The sequence below is a fragment of the Mycobacterium kyogaense genome, from assembly GCF_003254575.1.
GTDB classification, from domain to species: Bacteria; Actinomycetota; Actinomycetes; order Mycobacteriales; family Mycobacteriaceae; genus Mycobacterium; species Mycobacterium kyogaense.
Genome location: NZ_QJUA01000003.1, coordinates 17,727 through 35,653, shown reverse-complemented (window position 1 = coordinate 35,653; position 17,927 = coordinate 17,727). Strand labels below are relative to the sequence as shown.

At 67.7% G+C, this 17,927-nt stretch carries 13 protein-coding genes; 11 read left to right on the top strand and 2 right to left on the bottom strand.

Features of this window, described 5'->3' with window-relative positions; genetic code table 11:
- Positions 1 to 61: 61 nt before the first annotated feature.
- The 9 genes from DMB80_RS03510 to DMB80_RS03470 all read left to right on the top strand — a co-directional run bounded on the left by DMB80_RS03510 (position 62) and on the right by DMB80_RS03470 (position 11,335).
- Entirely contained in the window at positions 62 to 1,444 is a 1,383-nt protein-coding gene (locus tag DMB80_RS03510) for an ammonium transporter (protein ID WP_240430988.1), read from the top strand.
- A 5-nt stretch (positions 1,445 to 1,449) separates the two neighbouring features.
- The gene (locus DMB80_RS03505; protein ID WP_011779408.1) at positions 1,450 to 1,788 is read left to right on the top strand and encodes a P-II family nitrogen regulator; all 339 of its coding nucleotides are present in this window, start codon (positions 1,450 to 1,452) and stop codon (positions 1,786 to 1,788) included.
- A 76-nt stretch (positions 1,789 to 1,864) separates the two neighbouring features.
- Positions 1,865 to 4,324, top strand: coding sequence for a [protein-PII] uridylyltransferase (locus DMB80_RS03500; protein WP_111508572.1), 2,460 nt, complete (start codon positions 1,865 to 1,867; stop codon positions 4,322 to 4,324).
- A gap of 215 nt (positions 4,325 to 4,539) precedes the next feature.
- Positions 4,540 to 5,751, top strand: coding sequence for a PucR family transcriptional regulator (locus DMB80_RS03495; RefSeq protein WP_111508705.1), 1,212 nt, complete (start codon positions 4,540 to 4,542; stop codon positions 5,749 to 5,751).
- A 129-nt stretch (positions 5,752 to 5,880) separates the two neighbouring features.
- Positions 5,881 to 7,362, top strand: a complete 1,482-nt coding sequence (locus DMB80_RS03490; protein WP_111508571.1) for a class I adenylate-forming enzyme family protein — start codon at positions 5,881 to 5,883, stop codon at positions 7,360 to 7,362.
- Between the two features lie 17 nt (positions 7,363 to 7,379).
- Positions 7,380 to 9,140 (top strand): DUF3556 domain-containing protein, encoded by a 1,761-nt coding sequence (locus DMB80_RS03485; RefSeq protein ID WP_111508570.1) that lies wholly within the window; start codon positions 7,380 to 7,382, stop codon positions 9,138 to 9,140.
- A complete protein-coding gene (locus DMB80_RS03480; protein ID WP_111508569.1) occupies positions 9,137 to 10,558 on the top strand; it encodes a phytoene desaturase family protein in 1,422 nt (473 codons plus the stop codon). The genes DMB80_RS03485 and DMB80_RS03480 overlap by 4 nt, the downstream gene beginning before the upstream one ends.
- 49 nt (positions 10,559 to 10,607) lie before the next feature.
- Positions 10,608 to 10,871, top strand: a complete 264-nt coding sequence (locus DMB80_RS03475) for a hypothetical protein (protein ID WP_111508568.1) — start codon at positions 10,608 to 10,610, stop codon at positions 10,869 to 10,871.
- The gene (locus DMB80_RS03470; protein WP_205538507.1) at positions 10,868 to 11,335 is read left to right on the top strand and encodes a hypothetical protein; all 468 of its coding nucleotides are present in this window, start codon (positions 10,868 to 10,870) and stop codon (positions 11,333 to 11,335) included. Before DMB80_RS03475 ends, DMB80_RS03470 begins: the two co-directional genes overlap by 4 nt.
- Before the next feature lie 38 nt (positions 11,336 to 11,373).
- On the opposite strand, the gene DMB80_RS03465 is transcribed toward DMB80_RS03470, so the two are convergent.
- Entirely contained in the window at positions 11,374 to 13,572 is a 2,199-nt protein-coding gene (locus DMB80_RS03465) for a molybdopterin-dependent oxidoreductase (RefSeq protein ID WP_111508567.1), read from the bottom strand.
- Positions 13,573 to 13,697: 125 nt separating this feature from the next.
- Here DMB80_RS03465 and ffh point away from each other — a divergent pair, with 125 nt between their 5' ends.
- Both ffh and DMB80_RS03455 read left to right on the top strand, forming a co-directional pair.
- Positions 13,698 to 15,254, top strand: coding sequence for a signal recognition particle protein (ffh, locus tag DMB80_RS03460; RefSeq protein ID WP_111508566.1), 1,557 nt, complete (start codon positions 13,698 to 13,700; stop codon positions 15,252 to 15,254).
- Complete coding sequence (locus tag DMB80_RS03455; protein WP_111508565.1) at positions 15,254 to 16,327, top strand: amidohydrolase family protein; 1,074 nt, start codon at positions 15,254 to 15,256, stop codon at positions 16,325 to 16,327. The genes ffh and DMB80_RS03455 overlap by 1 nt, the downstream gene beginning before the upstream one ends.
- Here the strand turns inward: DMB80_RS03455 and DMB80_RS03450 are convergent, their stop codons facing one another.
- Entirely contained in the window at positions 16,328 to 17,860 is a 1,533-nt protein-coding gene (locus DMB80_RS03450) for a diflavin oxidoreductase (protein WP_240430996.1), read from the bottom strand.
- Positions 17,861 to 17,927 lie beyond the last annotated feature (67 nt).

Genomic DNA, 17,927 nt, shown 5'->3' with positions numbered 1-17,927 from the left:
ATGTCCCAGGCAACGGTCGTCATTCCGCGCGGCTGTGGCATGACGAAGGAGGAATCTGCGAGTGGACCAATTCCCGACGATGGGTATACCGGACACCGGTGATACCGCGTGGATGCTGGCCAGCGCCGCGCTGGTGTTGCTGATGACACCTGGCCTGGCGTTCTTCTATGGCGGCATGGTGCGGGCCAAGAGCGTGCTCAACATGATCATGATGAGCATCTCGGCCATGGGTGTCGTCACGGTGCTGTGGGTGCTCTACGGCTACTCGCTCGCCTTCGGCAACGATGTCGGCAACCTCTTCGGCAACCCGGCCCAGTTCTTCGGCCTCAAGGGTCTGATCGGGGGCAACGCGGCCGCAGCGGTCGTCGCCGATCCGGCTGCCGGCGTGGAAGCCGCGGACGTGGTGAACATCCCGCTGGTCGGCACCCTGCCGGCCACGGTGTTCGTCGCCTTCCAGCTGATGTTCGCGATCATCACCGTCGCCCTGATCTCGGGCGCGGTCGCCGACCGCATCAAGTTCGGCGGCTGGCTCCTGTTCACCGCTCTGTGGGTGACCATCGTGTACTTCCCGGTCGCACACTGGGTGTTCTCGTTCGACGGTGTCACCGCCGAGACGGGTGGCTGGATCGCCAACAAGCTCGCCGCTGTCGACTTCGCCGGCGGTACCGCGGTGCACATCAACGCGGGTACTGCGGGTCTGGTGCTCGCGATCATCCTCGGTAAGCGCCGCGGCTGGCCGGGTACCCCGATGCGTCCGCACAACCTGCCGTTTGTGATGCTCGGCGCCGGCCTCCTGTGGTTCGGTTGGTACGGCTTCAACGCCGGCTCGGCGACATCGTCGGGCGGTCTCGCCGGATCGACCTTCGTCACCACCACGGTGGCCACCGCCGCAGCGATGCTGGCCTGGTTGCTCACCGAGCGCATCCGCGACGGCAAGGCCACCTCACTCGGTGCCGCCTCGGGCATCGTGGCCGGCCTGGTCGCGATCACCCCGTCCTGCTCGTCGGTCAACGTGGTGGGAGCGCTCGTCATCGGCGCCGTCGCCGGCGCGCTGTGCGCCCTGGCTGTCGGGCTGAAATACAAACTCGGATATGACGATTCGCTCGACGTGGTGGGTGTCCACCTGGTCGGCGGCATCGTCGGCACCCTGCTCGTCGGGCTGGTTGCCGCCCCCGAAACCGGCGCGGGTGTGGCCGGCCTCTTCTACGGTGGCGGCTTCGATCAGCTGTGGCGCCAGGCCGTCGGTGCGGGCGCGGTTCTGCTCTACTCGGCGATCGGGACAGCTATCTTGGCTCTGATAGTGAAGTACACCGTCGGACTTCGGCTGAACGAGGAGGATGAATCCACCGGGGCTGACGAATCGGAGCATGCGGAAACCGCCTACGACTTCGCATCGGTCGGCGGGGGCTCGGCACTCGGTCGTCACCCAGGCGTGGAGGGATAAGGGATATGAAGCTGATAACTGCGATCGTCAAGCCGTTCACGCTCGAAGATGTCAAGACCGGTCTGGAACAGACGGGCATCCTCGGCATGACCGTCAGCGAAGTTCAGGGCTACGGTCGGCAGAAGGGACACACCGAGGTGTACCGCGGTGCGGAGTATTCGGTGGACTTTGTGCCGAAGGTCCGCGTCGAGGTCGTCGTCGACGACGCCGCCGTGGACAAGGTGGTCGACGTCATCGTCCAGGCTGCCCGCACCGGCAAGATCGGTGACGGCAAGGTCTGGGTGAGCCCGGTCGAGACCGTGGTGCGGGTGCGCACCGGTGAGAGGGGAGCCGACGCTCTCTGACAGACCAGTCGAACACCGAGTCGTCTCCCGGCCTGCGCCGGGTGCGCTGGAACATCAAGTGCCGGGAGGACAACTCATGACAGAGCAGCAACCGCGACCCGCCGCCGGCGCACCCCGTTGGGTGCGTCCGGCGGCGGGATCGTCAACTCCGGCAACCGATCTGACCGCTGCCGTCGAGCAATTGCGGTCCGGGGGAGCCCGATTGGACTCGGCGGCGCTGCGCGACGCCCTGCTCGACCTCTACGATTTCTGGCTCACCACCAAGGCCAACGACATCGGCATCACCCCCAGCAGTGGGTTCGCCATCGTCGCCACCGGCGGTCTGGGCCGCGGTGAAGTCCTCCCGTACTCCGACCTCGACCTGATGCTGCTGCACGACAACATGCCGGCCGACATCGTCAGTGAGGTCGCCGAGCTGTTGTGGTACCCGTTGTGGGACGCCAACATTCGCCTCGACCACAGCGTGCGCACGGTGCCCGAGGCGCTGCGGGTCGCCGCGGAGGACACCTCCGCCGGGCTGGCGATGCTCGAGACGCGCCACATCGCCGGGGACGCGGACCTGTCTTCGCTGTTGATCGGTGGCGCCCGGCGGCAGTGGCGCACCGGAATCGGCTCGCGTTTCGAGGAACTCGTCGAGCACACCCGCGCCCGATGGCAGCGCAGCGGGCAGATCGCGCACCGCGCCGAACCCGACCTCAAATGCGGGCGCGGCGGCCTGCGCGACGTCCAGCTGCTCAATGCGTTGGCCATCGCGCAGTTGGCCGACGTGTACCCGAGCCGATCGCTGGCCTCACCCACCGAAACCCTCGGCGAGGCGCATCTGGCTCTCCTCAACGTCCGCACCGAGCTGCACCGGGTCGCCGGCCGCGGTCGCGAGCTTCTGCTGGCCCAGCACGCCGACGAGATCGGCGCCTCGCTGCGCATCGGGGATCGATTCGATCTGGCCCGCATGCTCTCCGACGCCGCCCGCACGGTCAGCTACTACGTCGACGCAGGCATTCGCACGGCCGGTAACGCGTTGCCCCGCCGGGGCCTCTCTGCGCTGCGCCGCCCGGTGCGGCGGCCGCTCGACGAGGGTGTCATCGAGTTCAACGGCGAAGTCATCCTCGCCAGGGACGCCCGTCCCGAACGCGACCCGGGGCTCATCCTCCGGGTGGCTGCCGCGTCGGCGACCACGGGTCTCCCGATGGCGGCGTCGACGTTGAGCCGGCTGGTGGAGACGGCGCCGGAACTGCGGACGCCGTGGCCGCGACAGGCGCTCAAGGATCTGCTGGTGATGCTCGCCGCTGGCCCGTCAGCGGTCGGCACCATCGAGGCTCTCGACCGCACCGGGCTGTGGGGCCGGCTGTTCCCGGAGTGGGGTGCGGTCCGCGACCTGCCGCCCCGCGACGTCGTGCACATCTGGACCGTGGACCGCCACCTCGTCGAAACCGTTTCGCGGGCAAGCGCTTTGACCACCCGAGTCGCCCGGCCGGACCTGTTGGTGCTCGGCGCGCTGATCCACGACATCGGCAAGGGGCGCGGCGGCGACCACAGCGTGATCGGTGCCGAACTGGCTCATCAGATCGGCACGAGGCTGGGATTGTGGCCGTCGGACATCACGATTCTTTCCGCGATGGTGCGGCATCACCTGCTGTTGCCCCACACCGCGACCCGGCGTGATCTGCAGGATCCGGCGACCATCGCTACCGTCGTCGACGCGATGGGCGGCGACCTGACGGTGCTCGAACTCCTGCACGCCCTGGCCGAAGCCGATTCCTTGGCCACCGGCCCCGGTGTGTGGGGTGACTGGAAGGCCTCGCTGCTCGGTGACCTGGTCCGGCGGTGCCGGCTGGTGATGGCGGGGGAGCCCCTGCCCCAACCCGATCCGATCGAACCCCGCTTCCTCGAGATGGCCGGCCAGCCGGGCGTGCACGTGGAGCTGGCCCCTGGCGACAGCCCCCACATCTTCACCGTCACGATGATCGCCCCCGACCAGCGCGGGCTGTTGTCGAAGACCGCCGGGGTGCTCGCGCTGAACTCGCTGCGAGTGCATTCGGCGTCGGTCAACGGCCACAACGGTTCGGCGGTTAACACCTTCGTCGTCTCACCTCATTTCGGGTCGCCGCCGGCGGCCGAACTGCTGCGCCAGCAAGTGATCCTCGCTCTCGACGGAGATCTCGACGTCGTGTCCTCGCTGGAGAAGAAGGGCGATCCGCAGGCGTCGACCCGCGCGGGCGAGATCCGAGCGGCAGTGCCCGTGCACGCTCCCGCGGCGCCGTCGCGGGTGCTGTGGCACGACACCGACGACGCCGGGCGCACGGTGCTCGAGATTCGCACCACCGACCGTGCGGGGCTGCTGACGGCGTTGACCGCGGTGTTCGAGCGCAACGGCGTCGACATCGCCTGGGCGAAGGTGACCACGCTGGGCTCGTCGGTGGTCGACGCGTTCGGCGTGGTGCTGCCTCAGGACAGCGCCGCGGTGCGGCAGATCCTGGATCGAGAGCTGTTCGCCGTGCTGCCCGCGCCGCCGCCCGCCGTCGAGGAAGCCAGCTAGCGTCCGCCGGCGATCGGTGCCCTGCTCGCGTTCCGCGGGCTGACCTGGGCTGGTCCGCCGGCGAGCGAACATCCGAATCACAGATCTCGGACAGCGTCCGACGTACATTTGGCCGCAGGTTCGGATGCGTGAGAGAGGAGTGGACGCTGGGTTCCTCGATGGCCGGCGATGACTTCGACCATGGCAGTGCATACGCATCGTCGGCAGCGCAACAGATGCGTGCGCGACGCGAGCAGTTCATTGCGGAGCTGGTCTCGGTCACGCGCGCAGAGATCCGTTCCCTCGACGACGATTCCCGCATGGTGGAGCTTCTTCACGCGAGCATCACCGAGAACGTCATCGCCGCGATCCACTTCCTGGAATACGGCGGTGACGAGGCGGATGTCGAGGCGCCCAGCGCCGCGCTGGCCTACGCGCGCGCCATGGCCCAACGAGACGTCGCGCTGTCGGCGCTCATCCGCGCATACCGCATCGGGCATGGGCGCTTCGTCGACCAGGCGATGGCGCTCCTGGCAGCGCACACCCCCGCCGACGACGCGCTTCCCGCAGCACGCCAGCTGGTCCATCGGGCTGCTGCTTGGATCGACCGCATCTGTGACCAGGTGGGGGTTGCCTATGAGCAGGAGCGCGACCGCTGGGTGGGCAGCCGTAGCGGCCTGCGTCAGCACTGGGTGAACGAGCTGCTCGCCGGTGGGGCCGCCGACATCGCGAAGGCCGAAGACGCACTCGACTACCGCTTGGACCGCTCCCACGTCGCGGCGGTGATGTGGCCGGACAATGTCGTGGCCACCCGCGACGTCGGTGATGTCTTCGATCGAGCGCGCTCGGCACTGGGACGGGTGCTGGGTACCTCGGAGACCGCACTGATGGTGCCGACTGACGAACGGGAGGTGCGTCTGTGGTGGCCGATCGACACCATCGACGTCGCGACTGTGCGGTCAGTTCTCGAGCACAGCGATCTTGCGGTTCGGGTCGCAATGAGCGGGTGCGGCCACGGTGTCGAGGGGTTCCGCCGATCACTGAGTGAAGCGGAACGGGCCAAAGTGGTTGCGCTGTCCGGAGGGTCAGCCGTTGGTCGACTGGTGTGCTACGACGATGTCGCACCTGTTGCGTTGATGGCGACGAACATGCCCGATCTCCGGATGTTCGTGCAGCGAACGCTCGGAGCGCTGGCTGTCGATGACGAACGCTCCGGATTGCTTCGCAACACATTGCGGGAGTTCCTCGCCCGGAACCGCAGCTTCGCTGGGACTGCTAGCGCAATGTTTCTGCACCGCAACACGATTCAATACAGGGTCGCGCAGGCGATGGAGGCCTGCTCGGCCTCGTTCGACGAACCGGATGTCGTGGTCAACATCCAGATCGCGCTGACAGCATGCCGATGGATGGGTCCGTCGTTGCTGTCGTCCTCCGCGGCCACGCGCTGACGCTCGTAGATTTTCGTGCGGAGACCACAAATGTGACGTGTTCCTTCATGGAGTCGGCCTATGGCGTTCATCACTACAACGGAAATAGTGTGAGCGAATCGGCAGAAATACCCACGTCAGGAGCCTGCGATGCACTTCGCCGAACTGTTTTTACACCGTGTTCGGGTGGATCCGAACCAGCCCGCGTTGTCCGATGAGCACAACGGGACGTTGTCGAACGCCGCAGTCGCCGCCCGCATCAATCACGCGTCTGCTCGCCTGGCAGCGTTCGGCGTCCGGCCGGGTGACGTCATTGCCGTCAAGCTCCCGAACCGGGTCGAGCTGATCATCGCGCTGTTCGCTGCATGGAAGCTTGGGGCGGCTGTCACCCCGGTCAATCCCTCGTTGACACCGCGAGAAGTAGCTCACCAGCTCGGCGACTCGGGAGCGCGCGTGATCGTCACCGACGGCGAAGCGGATTTCGATTCTGTCGCCACGCTGGCCGTCGACCGGCTGAGCGAACCCTCTGAGACCAACCCGATTCCGGTGCTGCCGCCGGTGGTACACCGGAGCGATGACGTCGCTCTGATCGTCTACACCAGTGGGACGACGGGTCGGCCGAAGGGCGTCGTGTTGACGCACGGCAACGTGCTCGCGATGGCGGAGTCGATCGCCGACGCAATGGGCAGCGGTCCCGAAACGCACTCGCTGCTCATCTTGCCGTTGTTCCACGTCAACGGGATCGTCGTCAGCGTCTTGTCGCCACTGCTGGTCGGTGGACGAGCTACCGTCGCGGGCCGGTTCGATCCGCGCACCTTCTTCGACCTGGTGGAGCGCTACCGGCCCACCTTCTTTTCGGCCGTTCCCACCATCTACGCCATGCTCGAGGCGCTTCCTCCCGAGGTGGGTCCCGACACCAGTTCCCTGGAGTTCGCCATCTGCGGTGCCGCACCGATGGCGCCGCGACTGATGTCCGCCTTCGAGCGGCGCTACGGTGTGCCGATCATCGAAGGCTACGGCCTGTCAGAGGCGACGTGTGCGTCAACCACCAACCCGCGGCACGGTAATCGCAAGCCCGGGACAGTCGGCATCACGCTGCCCGGTCAGCGGGTGGCGATTCTGGCCGCCAATGGATCTGTGATCACCGACGGGTCACCCGGCGAAGTCGCCATACAAGGACCCACCGTGATGCGGGGGTATTTGAACGAACCGGACGAAACAGCCAAGACCTTGGTCGACGGGTGGCTGCGCACCGGCGACATCGGGGTCATGGATGACGATGGGTACCTCACGCTCGTCGATCGTGCGAAAGACATGATCATTCGAGGGGGAGAGAACATCTACCCCAAGGAGATCGAAGGGGTGCTCTACCAGCACCCCGGAGTTCACGAGGCGGCCGTGGTCGGCCGGCCCGACCCCGTCTACGGCCAGGTGCCCATCGCCTTCGTCACCCCCAAATCTGGCAGCGACGTCACAGACGGTGAACTGGCCGCGCACGTCGCGACGTCACTGGCCAAGTACAAGCGACCGAAAATCGTCTTGACGCAGTCGATTCCAAAGAATCCCATCGGGAAAATCGACAAGCCTGCCCTGCGCCGTCAGCTCGGCACACCCACATCGTCCACCGCATAGCCCGAGAGACCCTGACAATGAGTTTCACCAAGCCGAACCTGCCTGCCGACGCCGACGCGGCCGTCTGGCGTGACCGTCCCCGGTGGCAACGCCTGCAGATCATGACCCGCCACTGGGCCGACAATGGCTTCGGCACCCCGTACGCCGTCTACCTGCTCTATGTGCTGAAGCTCGCGGGATATCTCGGCGGCGCTGTTGCGGTCATCTCGTTGACCCCCGGACTGGGGAGTGTGACTGACCTGACGTCGTGGTGGACCCAGCCGATCGTCTATCAGAAGCTCGTCGTTTTCACTCTGCTGTTCGAAGTGTTGGGTCTCGGTTGCGGCTCCGGACCGCTGACGCTGCGCTTCCTACCGCCCCTGGGTGGGTTTCTCTACTGGCTGCGCCCCGGCACCATCCGGTTGCCGCCGTGGCCCGACAAGGTGCCCCTGACCCGCGGCGACACCCGCACTCCCGCCGACGTTGCGCTGTATGCGACAGTGCTCGGTTCGCTGGTGTGGACGCTGCTCGCGCCGGGCACCGGTGGCCCCGTGACCGCTCGTGGCGATGTCGGACTGCTCGACCCCACGCTGGTAATCCCCACGCTGGCGGCGCTGGTGCTGCTCGGGCTGCGCGACAAGACCGTGTTCCTGGCGGCACGCGCCGAACACTACGGCCTGACGCTGATCGTGTTCTTCTTTCCTCTGGTCGACCAGATCGCCGCGTTCAAGCTCATCCTGCTCGCCCTGTGGTGGGGTGCGGCGACGTCCAAACTCAATCACCACTTCCCTTACGTGATGGCCGTGATGATGAGCAACAATCCCGTGCTCATCCCTGCCAAGTGGGCCAAACGCCTGATGTGGCGCGATCCGGTGAACGACCTGCGCCCCTCACGGCTGCCGCAGTTGCTCGCCCACGTCGGCGGCACCACCTCGGAGTTCATCGTTCCGCTGTATCTGGTGTTCTTCGCACCGTCGCACGGGCCGTGGCTGTGGGGCGCGATCATCTTCATGGTGCTGTTTCACCTCACGATCACCTCCACGATCCCCATGGGGGTTCCGTTGGAGTGGAACGCCTTCTTCATCATCTCGGTGTTCTACCTCTACGGCGGATACAGCGACTACCGCGTCACCGACATGACGTCACCTCTGCTCCTGGCCATCCTCGCGGTCTGCCTGGTGCTGGTGCCCATCATCGGAAACCTGTTCCCCGACAAGGTGTCCTTCCTGCCGGCCATGCGCTACTACGCGGGCAACTGGGCAGCGTCGGCTTGGTGCCTGCGACCCGGTGTCGAGGACACGATAGAAGCCAACGTGCGCAAGTGTTCTGCGCTGGCCAACCGCCAGCTCGCCACGCTCTACGGGCCGGACGTCGCCGAGGTGATGCTCGACAAGATGCTGGCCTGGCGCTCCATGCACACGCACGGCCGCGCCCTCAACGGGTTGGTGGCCCGCGCGGTGGACGACGAGAGGGACTACGTCATCCGCGACGGCGAGTACATGGCCGGCCCGCTCATCGGTTGGAATTTCGGTGAGGGCCATCTGCACAACGAACACCTCATCGACGCTCTCCAACGGCGCTGCGACTTCGCCGAAGGCGACGTTCGGGTCATCCTTCTCGAGGGCCAACCGATCCACCGCTCGTGGCAGGCCTACCGCATCGTCGACGCCAAAGCTGGTGTGATCGAGCGTGGTTACGTCGAGGTCGCCGACATGACCGCCCGTCAGCCGTGGCCCGAGCCCGGCGACCAGTTGCCGGTGCGGCTCGCCATCCCGCGTCCACACACCGCAGTGCGATGAGCGCCGCCATCGTGGTGGGGTCGGGCCCCAACGGTTTGGCCGCAGCACTCACTCTCGCTGAGCGCGGCGTCGACGTGACCGTCGTGGAGGCCGCCGACACTCTCGGTGGCGGTACCCGAACCAGCGAACTCACCCTGCCCGGGCTGCTGCACGACGACTGCTCGGCAATCCACACGATGACTGCTGCCTCGCCGTTCATCCAGTCGCAGCCGCTGGCCGACTACGGGCTGCGATGGCGCTATCCCGACATCGACGCCGCCCATCCGTTCGACGACGGCAGTGCCGCAAGCCTGCACACCTCGATTGCCGACACTGCCGCTCAGTTCGACAGCCGCGACGGGCGTACCTGGGAGCACGTGTTCGAGCCGCTGGCCCGCCGCTTCGACATGCTGCGCGAGGATGTCTTCAGGCCCATCGTGCACGTGCCTCGACATCCGATTGCTTTGTCCGCGTTCGGAGTGCAGGCGTTGCTCCCGGCTACCGTCATGGCTCGCAAGTGGCGAAGCGAGCGCGCCCGGGCACTGTTCATGGGGGTCGCGGCGCACGTCTACTACCCTCTGACCCGGCCGGCATCCTCGTCGGTCGGATTGATGATCACCGCAGCAGGGCACAGGTACGGTTGGCCCGTCGCCGAAGGTGGCTCGGCAGCCATATCCGCAGCGATGGTGGCGCGGCTGGCCGACTTGGGCGGCAAGACCGAGACGGGCGTCCTGGTGAGCTCGCTCAAGCAGCTGCCCCTGGCAGACGTGGTGCTCTTCGATCTCGCCCCGCGTGCGGTCGCCGACATCGCCGGAGACGCACTGCCGAGCCGCGTGAGCCGCGCCTACCGGCACTACCGGCACGGCGCGGCAGCGTTCAAGATCGACATCGCCCTCGACGGTGACATCCCGTGGACCAGTCCCGACTGCGGACGTGCCGGCACCGTTCACGTCGCCGGCGCCACCGAGGAGATCGTCGCCGCCGAACGCGAGGTGGCCGCCGGCCGGATGCCGGCCCGGCCCTTCGTCCTGGTCTGCCAGCAGTATCTCGCCGACCCCACGCGAAGTGCCAACGGACGCAATCCCATTTGGGCCTATGCCCACGTTCCGCACGGTTACACCGGAGACGCGACCGAAGCGATCCTGGAGCAGATCGAACGTTTCGCGCCCGGTTTCCGGGACCGCGTCGTGAACGTCCACACACGCGGACCGGTCGCGCTGGCCGAACACAATCCCAACTACGTCGGCGGAGACATTGCCACCGGCCGCAACGACCCCAAGCAGATCGTCATACGGCCTCGCCTGGCCATGGATCCGTACAGCACCGGAGTGCCCGGCATGTTCATCTGCTCCGCTGCCACCCCGCCGGGGGTCGGCGCGCACGGCATGTGCGGGCACAACGCCGCCCGATCAGCTCTGCGCTACCTGAACCGTCGCTGAACCCCGACGAAACACCAGCGAAGAGACCGCCATCTCCGAAAGGTTTCTCATGTCTGATTATCTCGCCGCACTCGGGATCATGCTCCTGTGCTTGTCGCCGTTGTTCATCCCCATCGCCGTCCACGTCGTCGATTGGGCGGGCCGATTCAGCCGGCGACGGCACGTCATGCCGTCCGGCGCCACGCGCGCCAGCGGCGTGTCGGAGCCGGGGGCGGCGCAGGACCATCGGCAGACCTCACCCATCGATCGGCGTCGGAGAGTCTTGACGTCGCGACACCGCAACGAAGTCGCCGGGGAGACGCATCGCTCATGATCGACCACTTCGTCGCCCGGGACCATCGCCGGCTGTCCTTCCCCTCTGCGCGGTTCGAAGACTGGACGGGCAGAATCGGTCTCACTCAGGACATCGCTCGCGGGCCGCGACTGGAAGCCGAGGCCGGCCTGGACCGCCACCGCTGGTTCATCGTGGCCATCAACGTGGAACTCGCATGTCAGCCCGATACCGCGGACCGCATTTCCGTCGACGCGGTCGATATGAGTGCATGTGCGATCGACTCTGGCTCCGGCGGTTACCAGGATCTCGTTGCACTGGCCAATGCGCATGGTTCCCTGCCCGTGACGCGCATCGAGCTGCCTGCCGCGACCGCGCGCGACGTCCTCGCGCACATGACGAACGCTCACATCTGCGTGCAGATGACTGGCTTGCACGCCGAACTCGACGTCATCGCGCACTGCCGCCACGAACCGAACCACGGGACACTGAATCACAGCTGTTGAGCGGCAAGATCATTCCGCCGATCCAAAATTGGTGGTTCTCAGGACACAGCCGAAACGCTCACCGACACCCACGTGCCGTTGACCGCTGCGGTACCGGTGAAGGTGTCCACCAGATCCGGATCGTGCAACTCGTTCACGTTGGCGCCGGCCAGCGTGTCCGCGTGCCGCCACCCGGTGTCGCGATGGCCCCAACCATGCGGAACGGCAACGGTTCCCGCGCGGATGTCATCGGTGACGTCCACCGGCACCTCGATGCGGCCGACCGCCGAGGCGACGCACACGATGTCGCCGTCGGCCAGGCCGCGCGACGCCGCGTCGTCGGGGTTCATCAGGATCGTGCACCGGTTGCTGCCGCCCGTCATCGACGGCACGTTGTGCAGCCAGGAGTTGTTGCTCCGGAGCTGCCGTCGGCCGACCAGCTGCAGGTCGTAACCGTCGTGCTTCGCAGCGTCGGTGCCCTGCAGGTGGCTCCGCGCCGCGGCGACGAACTCGCCGGGTGCCAGGTGTACGCGGCGATCCTCGGTGGCGATCACCTCACGCAGGCGGGGGCGCAGCGGTCCGAGGTCGACGCCGCCGGGGCTGGAGCGGATCTGGGCCATCGTGATGCCCCTGCGGCCCTTGCGTAGCCGGCCGTGCGGCCCGGTGGCCACGGCCAGCGTCGCGAGCCGCAACGGGTTGAGCGCCGAGATCAGTCGTGACCGCAGCGGCCGAGGCATCCCGCGCAGCGGCCGCGGCGCCAACTCGAGCGCCAGCCGCGTCAGGATCTCCCAGTCCTCCAGGCCCCCGGGCGGCGGATCGAACGAACGGTGTTGGAAGCGAACGGTATTGCGCACCTGGAACACCGGCGTGAGCAGGCTGACGTCGTCGCGCTCCAGCGGCGACACCGGAGGCAGGATGTAGTCGGCGTGCCGAGTGGTCTCGGTGACGTACATGTCGACCGCGACGCAGAAATCGAGCGAGTCCAGCGCGTCGTCGAGCCGGCCGCGCTGCGGGATCGACGACACCGGGTTGCCGGCGTAGGTGATCATCGCGCGGATCTGCCCGGGACCCGGGGTGAGGATCTCGTCGGCCATCACGACGGCAGGCAGCTCCGAGCGGAACGAGCCATAGCGGCCCGACCGGTCGGTGTAGCGGCCCGGCCGGAACGGTATCCGTTTGGCCAGGCGGGGCACGTCCGCCACGGGTGTGGTGAACATGGTGCCGCCCGCACGGTCGAGGTTGCCCGTCACCGCGTTGAGGACCATCACCAGCCAACTGACCAGGGTGCCCGTCGGCTGCTGGCAGATGCCGATGCGCGCGTAGATCGCCGCGGATTCGGCGGCCGCGTGCTCGCGGGCCAAGGTGCGGATCACGTCCGCGTCGACCCCGGCCCGCGGAGCCATCGCCTCCGGTGTCGCGTCGGCGACCAGGTCGGCCAGCTCGGCGATACCTGTCGCCTGCTCAGCCACTGCCTTTGTGTCACAGAGCTTTTCGGCGAGCAGGACGTGCAGCATGCCCAGCAGCAGGAACAGGTCGCCGCCGGGGCGCACCGCGACGTGCTGGTCTGCCAGGCGGGCGGTCTCGGTGCGGCGAGGGTCCACGACGACGACCGTGCCGCCGCGCTCCCGGATCGCCCGGATCCGTCGTTTGGCGCCGGGCATGATCGACAGCGATCCGTTGGACACCGCGGGGTTGGCCCCGAGGATCACCAGCCGCTGCGTGCGGTCGATGTCGGTGACCGGGATCAGCGCGTTGGAGCCGAAAACCTTCCACGCGGCGAACTCGTGCGGCATCTGGTCGATGGACGACGCGGTGAAGAAGTTCGGGGTGCGCAGCGCCCGGCTCAACAGGAAGCCATAGGCAGCGCCCGAGCTGTGGGCGGCCGGGTTGCCCAGGTACATGCCGAGCGCCTGACTGCCACTCTTCTCGCGCACCGCCCGTAGCCGCCGGCCGATATCGGCGAACGCCTCGTCCCAGCCGACCGGCTCGAAGCGGTCGCCGACGCGGCGCAGCGGGGTTCGCACCCGGTCCGGGTCGTGATGCAGGCCGCCCATCGCGGTGGCCTTGGGGCAGATGTAGCCGTGTGACAACACGTCGTCGGGGTTGCCCTCGATACGGGTGACCTGCCCGCCGCTGACCGTGACGTGCAGCCCGCAGTGCGCCTCACAGAGCGTGCACTGGCTGATGTGGGTGACCTCGCCGCGGGACGCGTCGGCGTCTCGGCGCGCGGTGGTCAGGGGTACGTCGACGGCTGTCATCAGAACCTCCGCGGGCTGGTCGGATGGCCCTCACGGTAACGGCTGCACACCCTGCACGACCAGAGGCGTGACCAGAGGTCAGCGCGGCTTTCTCGCTCCGGCGGGCCGACCGTTAGGCTGGCGAGGTGTTTGAATCCCTGTCCGACCGGTTGACCGGTGCCCTGTCGGGCCTGCGCGGCAAGGGCCGGCTGACCGATGCCGACATCGACGCCGTCGCGCGCGAGATCCGCCTGGCACTGCTCGAGGCCGATGTCTCGCTGCCCGTGGTCCGTGCCTTCATCGCCCGTATCAAGGACCGCGCCAAGGGCGCCGAGGTGTCCGCCGCGCTCAACCCGGCCCAGCAGGTCGTCAAGATCGTCAACGAGGAGCTCATCGGCATCCTCGGCGGTCAGACGCGCCAGCTGGCGTTCGCGCGCAACCCACCGACGGTCATCATGCTGGCCGGCCTGCAGGGCTCGGGTAAGACCACGCTGGCGGGCAAGCTCGCGAAGTGGCTCAAGGGCCAGGGGCACACCCCGTTGCTGGTGGCCTGCGACCTGCAGCGCCCCGGTGCGGTCAACCAGCTGCAGATCGTCGGCGAGCGGGCCGGGGTCGGCGTGTTCGCCCCGCATCCGGGCACCGCACCCGGCGCCGCCGAGGTCAAAGGCACCGCCGACCCGGTGGCCGTGGCCGCCGCCGGTCTGGCCGAGGCCAAGGCCAAGCACTACGACGTCGTCATCGTCGACACCGCGGGCCGGTTGGGCATCGACGAGGAGCTGATGGGTCAGGCCGCCGCGATCCGCGATGCGGTGCAGCCCGACGAGATCCTGTTCGTCCTCGACGCGATGATCGGTCAGGACGCCGTCACCACCGCCGACGCCTTCCGCGAAGGCGTCGGATTCACCGGCGTCGTGCTCACCAAGCTCGACGGTGACGCCCGCGGTGGTGCGGCGCTGTCGGTGCGCGAAGTCACCGGCGTGCCGATCCTGTTCGCCTCGGCGGGGGAGAAGCTCGAGGACTTCGACGTCTTCCATCCCGACCGGATGGCCAGCCGCATCCTGGGCATGGGCGACGTGCTCACGCTCATCGAGCAGGCCGAACAGGTCTTCGACGCCCAGCAGGCCGAGGCGACCGCGGCCAAGATCGGCAGCGGTGAGCTGACACTCGAGGACTTCCTCGAGCAGATGCTGATGATCCGCAAGATGGGCCCGATCGGCAATCTGCTGGGCATGCTGCCCGGCGCCGGCCAGATGAAGGACGCCCTGGCCGCTGTCGACGACAGCCAGCTCGACCGTGTGCAGGCGATCATCCGCGGCATGACACCGGCCGAGCGGGCTGATCCGAAGATCATCAACGCGTCCCGGCGGTTGCGCATCGCGAACGGTTCCGGGGTGACCGTCGCCGAGGTCAACCAGCTGGTGGACCGATTCTTCGATGCACGCAAGATGATGTCGCAGATGGCCGGACAGATGGGGATGCCGTTCGGCCGCAAGAACACTCGTAAAGCGGGCAAGGGCAAGAACAAGCAGGCGGGTAAGAAGAAGGGCGGTCGCGGGCCCACGCCGGCACGCAACCCGCTCGGCGCCATGGGCGGCCTGCCCGCCGGTTTCCCCGATTTGTCCAACATGCCCAAGGGGCTCGACGAGCTGCCGCCGGGGCTCGCCGACATCGACCTGTCGAAGCTGAAGTTCCCCAAGAACTGATGGCAGGGGCGCTGCACGTCCGCGGGCGTGGGTTGCCCGGCGGCGAACCCGTCGAGTGGTGGGTGGTCCACGGGCGTCTGTCGGCCGAACCCGTGGCGGGCGCTGACACCGTCTTCGATGGCGGCTGGATTCTGCCCGGTCTGGTCGACGCCCACTGCCATGTCGGGCTGGGGCCCGACGGTGAGATCCCGCTGGACGAGGCCATCGAGCAGGCCCAGGTCGAGCGTGAGGTGGGCGCCCTGCTCCTGCGTGATGCCGGGTCACCCACGGACACAAGGACTCTCGACGACCACGACGACCTACCGCGCATCATCAGGGCCGGGCGTCACATCGCCAGGCCCAAGCGCTATCAGCGGGGCTTCGCCGCCGAACTCGCCGACGAGGACCAGCTGCCGCAGGCGGTGGCCGAGCAGGCGCGCCGTGGCGACGGCTGGGTGAAGATCGTCGGCGACTGGATCGACCGCGACACAGGCGATCTGGCACCGCTGTGGTCCGACGAGGTTCTGGCCGCGGCGATCGACGCCGCGCACGCCCACGGCGCGCGAGTGACCGCGCACGTGTTCAGCGAGGATGCGCTGCCCGGCCTGATCCGCGCCGGCATCGACTGCATCGAGCACGGCACCGGGCTCACCGAGGACACCATCGACCTGATGGTCGAGTACGGCACCGCGCTGGTGCCGACCCTGATCAACATCGAGAACTTCCCGGACATCGCTGCCGGCGCCGACAGATACCCGCGCTATCAGCGCCACATGCGCGCCCTCTACGCGACGTGCGGCGAGCGCATCGCGGCGGCCCGGGAAGCGGGTGTGCCCATCTACGCGGGCTCGGACGCGGGCAGCGCAGTGGCACACGGCCGTATCGCCGAAGAGGTGGATGCACTCAAAGGCATCGGGATGTCGTCGACGGACGCACTCGGTGCTGCCTGCTGGGATGCCAGGGAGTGGTTGCGTAGGCCCGGCCTCGAGCACGGCGCATCCGCGGACCTGGTCTGCTACACCGACGATCCCCGCACTGGTGCCGCGGTCCTCGCGGCGCCCGACCGGGTGATCCTGCGCGGCAGGGTCTTTTAGCTAGTACACGTCGCGCACGTAGCGGTGCGACGTGATCAGATCGGCGACGAAGGCATCGGTGCCCGCGGCGTCCAGCCTGCCGTGGACAGCGACGATCTCGCGCAGCGCGGCGTCGACGCCGCGGGCCATCCGGTTGGCGTCGCCGCACACGTAGAGGTGTGCGCCGTCGCGAAGCCATCCGAACAGCTCGGCGCCGCGCTCGCACATACGATGCTGCACATAAGTTTTCGTCTCGCTGTCCCGCGAGAAGGCGAGGTCGAGACGCGACAGCGTCCCTGCGCGCGCGAACGCGTCCAGTTCCTCACCGTAGAGGTAGTGAGTGGCCCGATGACGATCACCGAAGAACAGCCACGACGGGCCCGACGCACCCGTGACCTGACGTTCCTGCAAGAAGCCACGGAACGGCGCGATACCGGTGCCCGGTCCGACCATGATGATCGGCACGGCCGGATCCGGCAGGCGGAAGCTGTGATTGGGGCGTAACTGCACCGTGAGATGCTCGCCGCGGTCGGCCAGGAAGGTGGACGCGACACCGCCGTGGCGCCGGTCGCCGCAGGTGTACCGCACGGTGGAAACGGTCAGATGGGCACTGTCGGGGTGCATCAGTGGGCTCGAGGCGATCGAGTAGTCGCGAAACTGTAAGGGACGCAGGGTGTCCACCACCTCGCCCACATCCAGATCTGCCAGCCGCACCAGGTCCAGGACGTCTTTGCCGTAGCACCAGGAGCCCGCGCGGGTGCGCAGTGCTGCCGCGGCCGACGCGTTGCGCGTGCGGCCGCCGACCAGGGCCTGCAGCGCGCGCGAGGGAATGCGGATCTCGAGGTGTTCGGTGAGTAGCGTGCCGAGTGGCTCGTCGTGGCCGGCCACGATGTGATCGGGCGCGGCGCCCAACTGGGCGAGCAACGCGTCGACCAGCACGGGATCGTTGGTGGCGTGTACCGCCAGCGAATCGCCCGCGCGATAGGTGATGCCCGAGCCGGTCAGGTCGATCTCGTAGTGGCGGACTTCCCGCTCGGAATCCGCCACACTGAGAAGCCGATTGACCGTGCATCTCGTCGCGACGCGATGGTGTCGTTCACGGCCGGCGGGTTCGGCGCCGGGCGCGGGCGCGGGCGGCTCGGCCAGTGCGGCCGCGAGCAGCGTGACGACGTCGGTGGTCCACGCGGCAGCCGCACGCTCGTAGGGACCGTCGATGTCGATGCGTTCGGTCAATCGGGTGGCGCCGAGTGCCTCGAGCCGCTCGTCGAGCAATCGGCCGGCGTTGCAGAACAAGTCGTAACCGATGTCGCCCAGGGCGAGTACGGCGAAACTCAGATGATCCAGCGGGATGTCCTGCGCGGTGAGTGCATTCCAGAACAGAGCGGCATTGTCGGGGAACTCGCCGTCCCCGAAGGTGGAGGTGACGGCCAGAAAGTGGGTCGCGGCGCACAACTCGTCGACACCGATCTGGTTGAGTTCCCTGGCTTCGACTGCGAAACCGGCAGCCTGGCACGCCTCCGCACACGTCATCGCGGCGTCTTCGGCGTTGCCCATGTCGGTGCCGAATCCGATGATCAGATGGTCGGCCAACGACGCTCCCTCGATCGGCGCGCCGCACTGT